This window comes from Pseudomonas sp. 3B-A001-10F (assembly GCF_056313565.1).
Genome location: NZ_JBQYFW010000008.1, coordinates 202410 through 214671 on the forward strand (window position 1 = coordinate 202410; position 12262 = coordinate 214671).

General features: G+C 55.8%; 11 protein-coding genes, 5 tRNA genes and 1 riboswitch. Of the genes, 11 read left to right on the top strand and 5 right to left on the bottom strand.

Annotated elements, in window-relative coordinates:
- Positions 1 to 45: 45 nt before the first annotated feature.
- Positions 46 to 555 (bottom strand): 6,7-dimethyl-8-ribityllumazine synthase, encoded by a 510-nt coding sequence (locus tag AC0ZWN_RS10945; RefSeq protein WP_476335028.1) that lies wholly within the window; start codon positions 553 to 555, stop codon positions 46 to 48.
- 101 nt (positions 556 to 656) lie between these two features.
- Positions 657 to 828: riboswitch (FMN riboswitch) on the bottom strand.
- Positions 829 to 1026: 198 nt separating this feature from the next.
- Here AC0ZWN_RS10945 and ltaE point away from each other — a divergent pair.
- From ltaE to AC0ZWN_RS10985, 8 genes are all read left to right on the top strand, one after another.
- Positions 1027 to 2031, top strand: a complete 1005-nt coding sequence (gene ltaE, locus AC0ZWN_RS10950; protein WP_476335030.1) for a low-specificity L-threonine aldolase — start codon at positions 1027 to 1029, stop codon at positions 2029 to 2031.
- 146 nt (positions 2032 to 2177) lie between these two features.
- Positions 2178 to 4796 carry an alanine--tRNA ligase gene (gene alaS, locus AC0ZWN_RS10955; RefSeq protein WP_186625023.1) on the top strand — a complete coding sequence of 873 codons (2619 nt, stop codon included), beginning with the start codon at positions 2178 to 2180 and terminating at the stop codon, positions 4794 to 4796.
- A gap of 90 nt (positions 4797 to 4886) precedes the next feature.
- A complete protein-coding gene (locus tag AC0ZWN_RS10960; RefSeq protein ID WP_007919332.1) occupies positions 4887 to 6128 on the top strand; it encodes an aspartate kinase in 1242 nt (413 codons plus the stop codon).
- A 187-nt stretch (positions 6129 to 6315) separates the two neighbouring features.
- Positions 6316 to 6504: a carbon storage regulator CsrA gene (gene csrA, locus AC0ZWN_RS10965; protein ID WP_002554426.1), complete on the top strand. Its 189-nt coding sequence runs from the start codon at positions 6316 to 6318 to the stop codon at positions 6502 to 6504.
- 62 nt (positions 6505 to 6566) lie between these two features.
- Positions 6567 to 6657: transfer RNA gene (locus AC0ZWN_RS10970), tRNA-Ser, on the top strand.
- A gap of 107 nt (positions 6658 to 6764) precedes the next feature.
- A tRNA-Arg gene (locus AC0ZWN_RS10975) sits at positions 6765 to 6841 on the top strand.
- Positions 6842 to 6913: 72 nt separating this feature from the next.
- Positions 6914 to 6990, top strand: a tRNA-Arg gene (locus AC0ZWN_RS10980).
- Between the two features lie 71 nt (positions 6991 to 7061).
- Positions 7062 to 7138: transfer RNA gene (locus tag AC0ZWN_RS10985), tRNA-Arg, on the top strand.
- 19 nt (positions 7139 to 7157) lie between these two features.
- Here the strand turns inward: AC0ZWN_RS10985 and AC0ZWN_RS10990 are convergent.
- Entirely contained in the window at positions 7158 to 7676 is a 519-nt protein-coding gene (locus tag AC0ZWN_RS10990) for a cell envelope protein SmpA (protein ID WP_476335032.1), read from the bottom strand.
- Positions 7677 to 7996: 320 nt separating this feature from the next.
- Here AC0ZWN_RS10990 and mgtE point away from each other — a divergent pair, with 320 nt between their 5' ends.
- Positions 7997 to 9439: a magnesium transporter gene (gene mgtE, locus AC0ZWN_RS10995; protein WP_007919330.1), complete on the top strand. Its 1443-nt coding sequence runs from the start codon at positions 7997 to 7999 to the stop codon at positions 9437 to 9439.
- Positions 9440 to 9553: 114 nt separating this feature from the next.
- On the opposite strand, the gene AC0ZWN_RS11000 is transcribed toward mgtE, so the two are convergent.
- A complete protein-coding gene (locus AC0ZWN_RS11000; RefSeq protein ID WP_003178899.1) occupies positions 9554 to 9880 on the bottom strand; it encodes an Arc family DNA-binding protein in 327 nt (108 codons plus the stop codon).
- Between the two features lie 390 nt (positions 9881 to 10270).
- Here AC0ZWN_RS11000 and phnN point away from each other — a divergent pair, with 390 nt between their 5' ends.
- A complete protein-coding gene (gene phnN, locus AC0ZWN_RS11005) occupies positions 10271 to 10837 on the top strand; it encodes a phosphonate metabolism protein/1,5-bisphosphokinase (PRPP-forming) PhnN (protein ID WP_476335034.1) in 567 nt (188 codons plus the stop codon).
- On the opposite strand, the gene AC0ZWN_RS11010 is transcribed toward phnN, so the two are convergent.
- Entirely contained in the window at positions 10812 to 10991 is a 180-nt protein-coding gene (locus tag AC0ZWN_RS11010) for a PA3371 family protein (RefSeq protein ID WP_095048111.1), read from the bottom strand. The genes phnN and AC0ZWN_RS11010 overlap by 26 nt on opposite strands.
- A 20-nt stretch (positions 10992 to 11011) precedes the next feature.
- Positions 11012 to 11248 (bottom strand): hypothetical protein, encoded by a 237-nt coding sequence (locus AC0ZWN_RS11015; protein WP_476335035.1) that lies wholly within the window; start codon positions 11246 to 11248, stop codon positions 11012 to 11014.
- Between the two features lie 295 nt (positions 11249 to 11543).
- On the opposite strand from AC0ZWN_RS11015, the gene AC0ZWN_RS11020 reads away from it, so the two are divergent.
- Positions 11544 to 11620: transfer RNA gene (locus tag AC0ZWN_RS11020), tRNA-Arg, on the top strand.
- Positions 11621 to 12262: the final 642 nt, after the last annotated feature.

Consider the following 12262-nt stretch of genomic DNA (forward strand, 5'->3'; position numbering starts at 1 on the left):
CTCCCACAGGGGAATGAGTGAGACCAGAGATCTCACTCATCGTGTTTAGACCGCTACAGCATGCGGCTCGGTGCGGCGCAGTGCGCGAACCTTGCGCAGCGTATCGGCGCAAGTGCGTGCTGCTTCCTGACCCTTGTGCACAAAGTGTTCGAAGAAGAATTTCTGGTGTTCGTCGCCCGCATGGAAGTGATGCGGCGTCAGGGATACCGAGAACACCGGCACTTCAGTTTCCAGCTGCACTTGCATCAGGCCGCTGACCACCGACTGAGCGACGAACTCGTGACGGTAGATGCCGCCGTCCACGACCAGGGCTGCGGCGACGATGCCGGCATAACGACCGGTCTTGGCCAGCAACTTGGCGTGCAGAGGCATTTCAAAAGCGCCGCCGACTTCGAAGATGTCGATGTCCGATTCCTGATAACCCAAGGCAAGCATTTCGGCGACGAAGCCTTTACGGCTCTGGTCGACGATTTCCTTGTGCCAGCAGGCCTGAATGAACGCGACGCGCTCGCCGTTAGGGTGTTTGCTTTTGCTGTCGATAGCGGTGGGTTGCATGTTCTGACTCCTGTTTGTGTGAAAAACAGGGCGTTATGAATCGAAAGGGATTCAAGGGTGCGCACACGCACAACATCGCGCGGACGGCCCTTTGGCGTTAATCCCGTTCTCTCTTCATCCGGACTATGACCGTCGGCCCCGGAATCACACCGGGTCTGCTGACCTTGCCATCGCGCACAACCCAAGCTGTGTTCGTCGTCAAGCGCTCGCGGGCTATGCGCATTGCGCGCAATTACCGCCGGTGGGGAATTGCACCCCGCCCTGAGAACGTTTTTGCCGCCCTTTCTCGGGCGGCGCAGCGTTTTTAACACAGATTGTGGCTGTGTGCATTGCGCCTTTCTGATGATTGCCATCGAATTTTCTGGCGGTTCGAAACGACTTTTCCTTGCGCAAGGGTTGATTAATCCGAGCGATGACCGCAGTAATTCAACTTCGTAAAGGGATTTCCCCTGCTGATTAGAGGCCAGGTTCATGAGCGTTATCGATCTTCGCAGCGACACCGTCACCCAACCGACTCCCGCCATGCTCGATGCGATGACCGCAGCGGACACCGGTGATGACGTTTACGGCGAAGATCCGACGGTCAATCGCCTCGAGGCCGAACTGGGCAAGCGATTGGGTTTTGCTGCCGCGTTGTTCGTACCGACGGGCACCATGAGCAATCTGTTGGGGTTGATGGCGCACTGTGAGCGCGGCGACGAATACATCGTTGGCCAGCAGGCGCACACCTACAAATATGAGGGCGGTGGCGCGGCGGTGCTGGGCTCGATCCAGCCGCAGCCGCTGGAAGTGCAGGCCGACGGTTCGCTGGATCTGGATCAGGTCGCGGCGGCGATCAAGCCTGACGACTTCCATTTCGCCCGGACTCGTTTGCTGGCGCTGGAAAACACCATGCAGGGCAAAGTGCTGCCGCTGGAGTATCTGGCCCGCGCCCGCCGCTTCACTCAGGACAAAGGCTTGCAACTGCACCTCGACGGCGCGCGTCTTTACAACGCGGCAGTCAAGCTGGGCGTCGATGCCCGGGAAATCACTCAGTACTTTGATTCGGTGTCGGTGTGCCTGTCCAAAGGCCTTGGCGCGCCGGTGGGCTCAGTGCTGTGTGGCTCTGAGCAGTTGATCGGCAAGGCTCGTCGCTTGCGCAAAATGGTTGGCGGCGGCATGCGTCAGGCCGGGCTGCTGGCAGCGGCGGGGCTGTATGCGCTGGACCACAATGTTGATCGTCTGGCAGACGACCATGCCAACGCACAGTTACTGGCCGAGGGCTTGCGTGAAGCAGGTTTCATCGTCGAACCGGTGCAAACCAACATGGTTTATGTGCAGATGGGTGAAAAAGCTGAAGCGATCAAGGCCTTTGCCGCCGAGCGCGGGGTCAAGTTGAGCGCTGCCGCGCGTCTGCGCATGGTCACGCACATGGACGTCAATCGCTCGCAAATCGAGCAAGTGATCGCGACATTCGTCGAGTTTTCGCGCAAGTGACAGCGTTAGCCGTCCAATTGACCGTTTCTATCGTATAAACACGCTGTACCCCGCGCGCAGGGCCGATATAATGCGGCCCTTTGCCGTCGCTTCGTCTGTTGACGTTTCGAACAGGCCTTTGGCCGCAGCCTCCGTGGAAGAACCTAATGAAAAGCGCAGAAATCCGTGAAGCCTTCCTTCGCTTCTTCGAAGAGCAAGGCCACACCCGTGTAGCCTCCAGCTCTTTGATTCCGGGCAACGACCCAACCCTGCTGTTCACTAACGCGGGGATGAACCAGTTCAAGGACTGCTTCCTGGGCCAGGAAAAACGTGCGTACACCCGCGCGACCAGCAGCCAGAAATGCGTGCGTGCCGGTGGCAAGAACAGCGACCTGGAAAACGTCGGTTATACCGCTCGTCACCACACATTTTTCGAAATGCTCGGTAATTTCAGCTTCGGCGACTATTTCAAGCACGACGCGATTACCTTCGCCTGGACCTTCCTGACCGGCGTTCTGAAACTGCCGAAGGAAAAACTCTGGGTCACTGTCTATGCCTCCGACGACGAAGCGTATGACATCTGGACCAAAGAAATCGGTGTGCCGGTCGAGCGCATGATCCGCATCGGCGACAACAAAGGCGCGCCTTACGCCTCCGACAACTTCTGGACCATGGGCGATACCGGCCCGTGCGGCCCATGCACCGAGATTTTCTACGATCACGGCGACCACATCTGGGGCGGCCCACCGGGCTCGCCGGAAGAAGACGGCGACCGTTACATCGAGATCTGGAACAACGTGTTCATGCAGTTCAACCGCACCGCCGATGGCGTGTTGCATCCGTTGCCAGCGCCGTCGGTCGACACCGGCATGGGCCTGGAGCGGATCAGTGCGGTGATGCAGCACGTCAATTCCAACTACGACATTGACCTGTTCAAGAACCTGCTGAAGGCCTCGGCTGAAGCCATCGGTTGCGAAAATGGCGATCAGTCGTCGCTCAAGGTTGTTTCCGACCATATCCGTTCGTGCGGCTTCCTGATTGCTGACGGCGTGCTGCCGTCCAACGAAGGTCGCGGTTATGTGCTGCGCCGGATCATCCGTCGCGCCTGCCGTCACGGTAACAAACTGGGCGCCACCGGCAGCTTCTTCTACAAGATCGTCGCGGCGCTGGTCGCCGAGATGGGCGAAGCGTTTCCGGAACTGAAGAAGCAGCAGAGCAACATCGAACGTGTGCTCAAGGCTGAAGAAGAGCAGTTCTCCAAAACGCTGGAGCACGGCCTGAAGATCCTCGAGCAGGATTTGCTGGAACTCAAAGGCACCGTGGTGCCGGGCGACGTGGTGTTCAAACTCTACGACACCTACGGTTTCCCGATGGACCTGACCGCCGACATCGCCCGTGAGCGCAGCCTGACGGTCGACGAAGCCGGTTTCGAGCGTGAGATGGAAGCCCAGCGTGTTCGTGCGCGTTCGGCCAGCTCGTTCGGTCTGGATTACAACACCCTGGTCAAGGTTGATGTCGCCACCGAGTTTACCGGCTACAAAGACACCAGCGGTTCGGCAAAAATTGTCGCTATCTATAAAGATGGCCAGTCGGTCGACGTCTTGAATGAAGGCGAAGAGGCGGTGATCGTTCTGAATCAGACGCCGTTCTACGCTGAATCCGGCGGCCAGATCGGCGACTGCGGTTTCCTGCAGGCAGGTAACGCGCGTTTCGACGTACGTGACACCACCAAGACCGGCGGCGCCTTCCTGCACCACGGCGTGCTGGATTCGGGCAGCCTGACCATTGGCGCTCCGGTGGAAACTCACGTCGACGCCGAAGTGCGTCACGCCACTTCGCTGAACCACTCGGCCACGCACTTGCTGCACGCTGCATTGCGTCAGGTCTTGGGCGAGCACGTTCAGCAGAAAGGTTCGTTGGTGGATAGCCAGCGTCTGCGTTTCGACTTCAGTCACTTTGAAGCGATCAAGCCGGAACAGATCAAAGCGCTGGAAGATATCGTCAACGCGGAGATCCGTAAGAACTCCGCGGTTGAAACCGAAGAAACCGACATCGAAACCGCGAAGAACAAAGGCGCCATGGCGCTGTTCGGCGAGAAGTATGGCGACAACGTGCGCGTGCTGAGCATGGGCGGCGATTTCTCCGTCGAGCTGTGTGGCGGTATCCACGCCAACCGTACCGGCGACATCGGCCTGCTGAAAATCATCAGCGAGGGCGGTGTGGCTTCGGGTGTGCGTCGTATCGAGGCAGTCACTGGTGCTGCGGCACTGGCCTACTTGAACGCGGCAGAAGAACAACTCAAGGAAGCGGCCAGCCTGGTCAAGGGCAGCCGCGACAACCTGATCGACAAGCTGTCGGCCGTGCTGGAGCGCAACCGCCAACTGGAGAAGCAGCTGGAGCAGTTGCAGGCCAAGGCTGCCAGCGCCGCGGGCGACGATCTGTCGAACTCGGCAGTGGACGTCAAGGGTGTGAAGGTTCTGGCCGCACGTCTGGATGGTCAGGACGGCAAGGCGCTGCTGGCGCTGGTTGATCAGCTGAAAAACAAACTCGGCCGCGCAGTGATCCTGCTCGGCAGTGTCCATGAGGAAAAGGTCGTACTGGTTGCAGGCGTAACCAAGGACCTGACTGGCCAACTCAAAGCCGGTGATTTGATGAAGCAGGCTGCTGCGGCAGTGGGCGGGAAGGGCGGTGGTCGTCCGGACATGGCGCAGGGCGGCGGTATCGACGCCGGCGCACTGGATGGCGCACTGGCGCTGACCGTTCCATTCGTCGAGCAGGGTTTATAAGGCAGTCCGCCCGGCCCGCAGTCTAGTGGCGGGCCCGGCGGCTGTTCGAGTGATTATTGGGCGCCCTTCATGGGCAGAGGCGGCTTTGAAATGGCTTTGATCGTACAGAAATTTGGAGGCACCTCGGTCGGTACTGTCGAGAGAATCGAGCAGGTCGCCGACAAGGTTAAGAAATTCCGCGATGCCGGCGATGACCTGGTGGTTGTGCTGTCTGCAATGAGCGGCGAAACCAACCGTCTGATCGATCTGGCCAAACAAATCAGTGGCGACACTCAACCGGTTCCGCGTGAACTGGATGTGATCGTTTCCACTGGTGAGCAGGTGACGATTGCCCTGTTGGCCATGGCGCTGATCAAGCGCGGCGTGCCGGCGGTGTCGTACACCGGCAATCAGGTGCGGATCCTGACGGACAGTGCGCACAATAAAGCGCGTATCTTGCAGATTGATGACCAGAAGATTCGTGGTGATCTGAAAGCCGGTCGCGTTGTCGTTGTCGCCGGTTTCCAGGGCGTCGACGAGCACGGCAACATCACCACTCTCGGTCGTGGCGGTTCCGACACCACCGGTGTGGCACTGGCTGCCGCGTTGAAGGCTGACGAGTGCCAGATCTACACCGACGTTGATGGTGTTTACACCACCGACCCGCGCGTTGTGCCGGTCGCTCAGCGTCTGGACAAGATTACCTTTGAAGAGATGCTGGAAATGGCCAGCCTCGGTTCCAAGGTGTTGCAGATCCGTGCGGTGGAATTCGCCGGCAAGTACAACGTTCCGCTGCGCGTACTGCACAGCTTCAAGGAGGGTCCGGGCACCCTCATTACTATTGATGAAGAGGAAACCATGGAACAGCCGATCATTTCCGGCATCGCTTTCAACCGCGATGAAGCCAAGCTGACCATCCGTGGCGTGCCAGACACCCCGGGCGTGGCGTTCAAGATTCTCGGCCCGATCAGTGCCGCGAACATCGAAGTCGACATGATCGTGCAGAACGTCGCGCACGATAACACCACCGACTTCACCTTCACCGTGCACCGCAATGACTACCAGGCCGCACAGACCGTGCTGGAAAACACCGCTCGCGAGATCGGTGCCCGTGAAGTGGTTGGCGACACCAAGATTGCCAAGGTATCGATCGTCGGCGTCGGCATGCGTTCTCACGCAGGTGTGGCCAGCCGCATGTTCGAATCCCTGGCGAAAGAAAGCATCAACATCCAGATGATCTCGACCTCGGAAATCAAGGTTTCCGTGGTGATTGAAGAGAAGTACCTGGAACTGGCCGTGCGCGCCCTGCACACGGCTTTCGAACTGGATGCTCCGGCCCGTCAGGGCGAGTAATTCCGTTTCTTGAAGGGCGCGGTCTGACCGCGCCCTTTATTTTTTGAATGGCGCGAGCCCTGAACTGTTCTTTTGCTCGCGCTGGTCAATACTCAGGCATGTAGGGCTACGATCGCTCCGGTTGTAGGTCGGGTGCCTTTTTTTTGCAGACTGTTGTCCCTGAACTGAATTGCGTGAGGAGAAAGGTATGCTGATTCTGACTCGTCGGTGCGCAGAAAGCCTGATTATCGGTGATGGCGAAATCACCGTGACCGTGCTCGGCGTTAAAGGAAACCAAGTGCGTATCGGCGTCAACGCCCCGAAAGAGGTTGCCGTGCACCGTGAGGAAATTTACCTGCGTATAAAGAAAGAGAAGGACGAAGAACCAAGCCATTAATTTTTATCGATTTTTATGTTTGCAAACGGGGAAAAGGTTGGTTAAGATACGCCCCGTGTTGCGGAGAGCTGGCCGAGTGGCCGAAGGCGCTCCCCTGCTAAGGGAGTACACCTCAAAAGGGTGTCGGGGGTTCGAATCCCCCGTTCTCCGCCATTATTTGCTTAGTACGTTGTAATCTGGCTTTTTCTGTAAGTTGTTGAAATTAATAGAAAAAGTGGTTGGAATAGAGATTAGACGGGCTATAATGCGGCGCAACAAATGCACTCGTAGCTCAGCTGGATAGAGTACTCGGCTACGAACCGAGCGGTCACAGGTTCGAATCCTGTCGAGTGCACCATTTAAGAGTCAGTTACAGCAATGTAAATGACTCGGCTTCAACCAGGTGTGATCTGGTCTAACAAACACAAATGCACTCGTAGCTCAGCTGGATAGAGTACTCGGCTACGAACCGAGCGGTCACAGGTTCGAATCCTGTCGAGTGCACCATTTAAGAGTTAGTTGCAGCAATGTGAATAACTTGGTTTCAGCCAGTTGTGGTCTGGTCTAAAAACACAAATGCACTCGTAGCTCAGCTGGATAGAGTACTCGGCTACGAACCGAGCGGTCACAGGTTCGAATCCTGTCGAGTGCACCATATACCAAAAAGCCCGCGTTTAACGCGGGCTTTTTGCTGTCCGGGATTTGGCTTTTGCTTTCACGCATCCTCGCTCGTCAAAATCAATTTGAGCCGAACCTCCTCGCTTGAGGTCGTATCGATAGCTCGTCGTCGATGTTCGGATATTTACCTTGTCCGGTTTACCTAGCGCGCTCTCGACATCTTGTTGGCTCATGCCGGCAATGACACGGCGATTGATGATCGCTTCGCGACGTTGCCTGGCGTCGATCAGGTTTCCGCATCTGTCTTCAGCGTGACCAACAATCCCCAGTGCTCGAGTTTTTGTTGTCATCCCGGATATTTCCTCATGGTTGTGTTCCGGCATCACCGCCACGACTGATCCGGGGGAATAGGGGTGAACTTCCTGTGCTGAGCGCCGCTCGCCGTGCGCACAACTCATCGAGGTGAAGGTGATGCTGCCATCATCGGCTTCGCAACGATGCAGTGTGAGGGCGGCTCCGCCAGGCGGCACGCAGAGCAGGCTGGCGAGTACAAGGTGAGATGTTTTCAAGGGCATTCGACGTCCTCCATGACGATCTATGCTCAAGGGTAGTCGCTACATTTTTCAGTGTCGGTGTGTTTTCTTTTCAGAATGAGTCGTCGCATAGCAAGGATCAGGACAGTGCTCAGGTTTGTTTCGCAAGCGCTTGTTTCGCCCGCGATTTTTTAACGTTTTAAACCGTCAGGCGGTGTATCATTGCGCCCGTCAGCCCCGCCGGGGCTTATGGAAAAATTCCATGGACTTACCCAGTAGTTACTCAGTACCCCGTTTCACCAATCATGAATTGACTGATTGATTCTTCCGGCGTGCCCCGCTGCTGGGAGTGGAGTTCGCCTATGTCTGAAATCGAAGTAAAGAAAACGCAAGAAAGCCTGCAGGATCGCTTGGCTCAGGTCGTCGAGCTGCTGCAGCGTCAACGGGTCGTTGAAGACCTGACTCATCGCCAGGAAGGCGCGCATCACGATCGCGTCGAAAATCTGGTTCACCGGCAAAATCTCGTCGAGCTGCAACGCAAGCTCGATGATCTGCACTCTGCCGACGTCGCCTATATCCTTGAAGCCTTGCCGCTGGACGACCGTCTGACGCTTTGGCAATTGGTCAAGGCTGATCGCGACGGCGACATTCTTCTCGAAGTATCCGACTCCGTTCGTGAAACGCTGATCGCCGACATGGACGATCACGAGCTCCTGGCCGCCGCCAAGGACATGGATGCAGACGAACTTGCTGACCTGGCTTCCGAGCTGCCGCGAGACGTCGTCCATGAGCTGATGGAGAGCCTGGATAACCAGCAGCGTGAGCGCGTGCGTTCGGCCTTGTCCTACGACGAGGAGCAGGTTGGTGCGCTGATGGACTTCGAGATGGTGACTATCCGTGAGGATGTCAGTCTCGAAGTCGTTCTGCGCTATCTGCGTCGCCTTAAAGAGCTTCCGGGCCATACCGATAAACTGTTCGTGGTCGATTACGACGGTGTGCTCAAAGGTGTGCTGCCGATCAAGCGCCTTTTGGTTAATGATCCGGACAAACAAGTAGCCGAGGTGATGGCCAGCGACCCGGTGAGTTTTCACCCGGACGAAGATGCCTACGACGCTGCGCAGGCGTTCGAGCGTTACGACTTGATCTCGGCTCCTGTGGTCGACAAGAACGGCAAGCTGATCGGTCGTCTGACCATCGACGAAATGGTCGACCTGATTCGTGAAGAAAGCGAGAACGAAGTCCTCAACATGGCGGGTCTGCGTGAGGAGGAAGACATCTTCGCGTCGGTCTGGAAGTCGCTTCGTAACCGTTGGGCATGGCTGGCGATCAACTTGATCACTGCGTTTGTTGCATCGCGGGTGATCGGTCTGTTCGAGGGCTCGATCGAGAAACTGGTGGCGCTCGCTGCACTGATGCCGATCGTGGCGGGCATTGGCGGCAATTCCGGTAACCAGACGATCACCATGATCGTTCGCGCCATGGCGCTCGATCAGGTAAGCACCGGCAATACTTCGCGCCTGATGCGCAAGGAATTGGCCGTAGGCTTGATCAATGGCCTTGTCTGGGGCGGTGTGATTGGTGTCGTTGCTTATCTTCTTTACGGAAGTTGGTCGTTGGGTGTGGTGATGACCGCGGCAATGACACTCAACCTGTTGCTGGCCGCATTGATGGGGGTATTGATCCCTATGACCTTGGCGAAGATGGGGCGAGACCCTGCAATGGGGGCTAGCGTGATGATTACTGCGATGACCGACAGCGGTGGTTTCTTCATCTTCCTCGGGCTGGCGACAATATTCCTGCTCTGATCAGCTACAGCGAAACAGCCCGCCTATCTGGCGGGCTTTTTTTTGCCTGGGAAAACTCAAAATCCGCGCAAAAAAAAGCCAGCAATTATGCTGGCTTGAGATGTTCGTTATGGCTCAGGACGCGTCTGCTGCCATTTCGGCGTCATGGGCAATCAAGGACACCAAGGCGTTCTGCTGACGGTGAGACAGCTGGCGGAAACGTTGCAACAGCTCGCGCTCGTGCAACGACAGCTCCGGGCTGTCCAAGCGCATGCTCAGCTCTTCGCCCAGTGCACCTTCCTGAATAAGACTCTGCTCAAGGCGCGCAATGATCTCGGAGTTCATGCTGCGATGATGATTGCGAGCCACCTCGGCAATGCGTTCACGCATTCCGTCTGGCAGACGTACGACGAACTTGTCAGCCGTACGGCTGGAATAAATTGCCTGTTTCAATGGGCGCATATATTTAACCGGTTAGTTCAGGGGAGCGGTTCTCGGGATTGGCCGCAGGATGTGTGGTAGGACAAGCATCCGCGCCAAATGGTTCAACCTGAATTGTTAAGAGGCCCGCATCATGCCTCAAAATTGCCAGATCATTGGCGTCAATTCTGTGACAAATATTGAGCTGGGTAAAGGCGTAATGCCAGCACCAATTATCAGAAATGCGGACTGGTTAGAAATCTTCACCTCTGTCCGCATCCTTGTCCGCTTCCTGCTGCACATCAATTGATGTCCGAGGGCATCAGAACGTGCATGCTATGCGGGTTCTGCATCCTTGTTCCTTACCTGTACAGGATAGTGGCAAATTGCCGATTTACTAGTGGCATACACCTGCTGGAGGGCGTTTTCAGGATGGATGGCAAGCTAATTTACTTGATGGGGCCGTCCGGGTCAGGCAAGGACAGTTTGATCGAGGCTGCGCGAGCCCCCTTACGTGCATTGAACTGTGAGGTGATGCGTCGGGTGATCACGCGATCTGCCGAATCGGTGGGGGAGGATGCTGTTGGGGTGACACCGGATGAGTTTGAGCGGCGTGAGCGCGCTGGCGAATTTTCATTGGCCTGGCGTGCCAATGGTCTCGCTTACGGGATTCCAGTGGAAATGGATCAATGGCTGAATGCTGGACGGCATGTATTGGTCAATGGTTCGCGGGCCAATCTGCGTCAAGCAATGCAGCGCTATCCAGCGCTGCTGCCAGTCTTGCTGACAGTTCGGGATGAGGTGTTGCGAGAGCGTCTGCTCAAGCGTGGTCGAGAAACGCTTGAGCAAATTGACGCAAGACTGGATCGCAATGTGTTGTTCAAGGATAGGCGGTCAAGTGATGAGCCGGTAGTCATTGATAATTCCGGGGAGCTGGCGGAGGCCGTCAGTGATCTTTTGCGTCTGATCAGGCTCAGCGTAAAACCGGATCAAATTTGATCTTTCTTCCCGCAGCCAGCGCCAGCACAAATAGTGTGGCAAAAATGGCGCAGCCAATCAGGGGTAGGGTGATTTCAGCGCCCTCGAACAGCGATAAATGCACAACGCCACTCAATAGAGCGAGGATCAGAAATCCCGCAGCTGACTTGGACATGTTTTACTCCTGAAGATGTTTCAAAAAACCAGATGTTCGGAGGTCAGTGCTGGTCGCACCTGCTCAGAGTTACTGACGGCCTGTGGGGTAGAGGTGTCCTGATCGTTCAGCACCGCCAGTTGGGGTGCTTTTTGTACCTGCAAGTAATGCGGCATGCGCTGGGCCAACGGCTTCTGTGTTGCATACTCGGGCACAAACTGGAAGCTCACCAAAACCGCAAGAGCAATTGCATTTGCAAGCAAAAGGGTGGTGTTCATGGGTGTAGCTCCGAATGTTCTTCGATAGAACAGACAAAGCAGCCGTCGTGCCAACAGTTTAACCTCTGTTAAGTCCTTTAAAAACAAGCATTTGAGCGGGTTTTTCGAGTTTTGCAGGTTGCAATCTGCAATAGTGGCTTTTCAGTGAGCATGCAAAATGCACGGTAATTCTTCCCGCAGCATTGCGGGGCGCTTGCCTACACTTAAAAAGCCCAACGGACGACATGACAAATCGGGGTTCGGTGGTTAACATGCACGCCGTCCGTCATGCAGCGTCTGCTGCGACAAAGCGTGTGTCTCAGTAGCTCAATTGGATAGAGCATCCCCCTCCTAAGGGGAAGGTTGGCAGTTCGAACCTGCCCTGGGACACCATCTATTGTTGAAACTCCCCTCCTTTAATACTCGATGGTCTTGAAGCGCTCAATCAGCAGGCGTGGCAAGGCCTAGTCGTAATTTATATGCGCTTTCTCTTGGAGGGCTTTCTGGTTGAGTTCGAATCAGGCATGGGAGTTGTGTCTATATAGAGGGAGCTTTTTCGCCTGCTTTGATAGAAAAGTGAAATTAACGGTTGACGGCAGATTCAGGATGTCTATAATTCGCCCCACTTCCGGCGCAGTCGAAACGGAAAACTCCTTGAGATTCAATGAGTTATGTAGGTTTCGGCAGCAGGTTGCTTCAGTTCATCGAGGCCGAAAGGAAGTTGAAAAAGAGGTGTTGACAGCAGCGTGTAACGCTGTAGAATTCGCCTCCCGCTGACGAGAGATCGGAAGCGCAAGTGGTTGAAGTTGTTGAAGAAATCTTCGAAAACTTCTGAAAATAATCACTTGACAGTAAATGAGGCTGCTGTAGAATGCGCGCCTCGGTTGAGACGAAAAATCTTAACCAATCGCTCTTTAACAACTGAATCAAGCAATTCGTGTGGGTGCTTGTGGAGTCAGACTGATAGTCAACAAGATTATCAGCATCACAAGTTACTCCGCGAGAAATCAAAGATGTAACCAACGATTGCTGAGC

What these genes read in the sequence shown, in the direction of transcription:
- alaS (WP_186625023.1), top strand. Translation starts at nt 2,178, where the DNA reads ATGAAAAGCGCAGAAATCCGTGAAGCCTTCCTTCGCTTCTTCGAAGAG.
- mgtE (WP_007919330.1), top strand. Translation starts at nt 7,997, where the DNA reads ATGTCTGAAATCGAAGTAAAGAAAACGCAAGAAAGCCTGCAGGATCGC.
- AC0ZWN_RS11010 (WP_095048111.1), bottom strand. Translation starts at nt 10,991, where the DNA reads ATGTCCAAGTCAGCTGCGGGATTTCTGATCCTCGCTCTATTGAGTGGC.
- phnN (WP_476335034.1), top strand. Translation starts at nt 10,271, where the DNA reads ATGGATGGCAAGCTAATTTACTTGATGGGGCCGTCCGGGTCAGGCAAG.
- AC0ZWN_RS11015 (WP_476335035.1), bottom strand. Translation starts at nt 11,248, where the DNA reads ATGAACACCACCCTTTTGCTTGCAAATGCAATTGCTCTTGCGGTTTTG.
- AC0ZWN_RS10960 (WP_007919332.1), top strand. Translation starts at nt 4,887, where the DNA reads ATGGCTTTGATCGTACAGAAATTTGGAGGCACCTCGGTCGGTACTGTC.
- csrA (WP_002554426.1), top strand. Translation starts at nt 6,316, where the DNA reads ATGCTGATTCTGACTCGTCGGTGCGCAGAAAGCCTGATTATCGGTGAT.
- AC0ZWN_RS11000 (WP_003178899.1), bottom strand. Translation starts at nt 9,880, where the DNA reads ATGCGCCCATTGAAACAGGCAATTTATTCCAGCCGTACGGCTGACAAG.
- ltaE (WP_476335030.1), top strand. Translation starts at nt 1,027, where the DNA reads ATGAGCGTTATCGATCTTCGCAGCGACACCGTCACCCAACCGACTCCC.
- AC0ZWN_RS10990 (WP_476335032.1), bottom strand. Translation starts at nt 7,676, where the DNA reads ATGCCCTTGAAAACATCTCACCTTGTACTCGCCAGCCTGCTCTGCGTG.
- AC0ZWN_RS10945 (WP_476335028.1), bottom strand. Translation starts at nt 555, where the DNA reads ATGCAACCCACCGCTATCGACAGCAAAAGCAAACACCCTAACGGCGAG.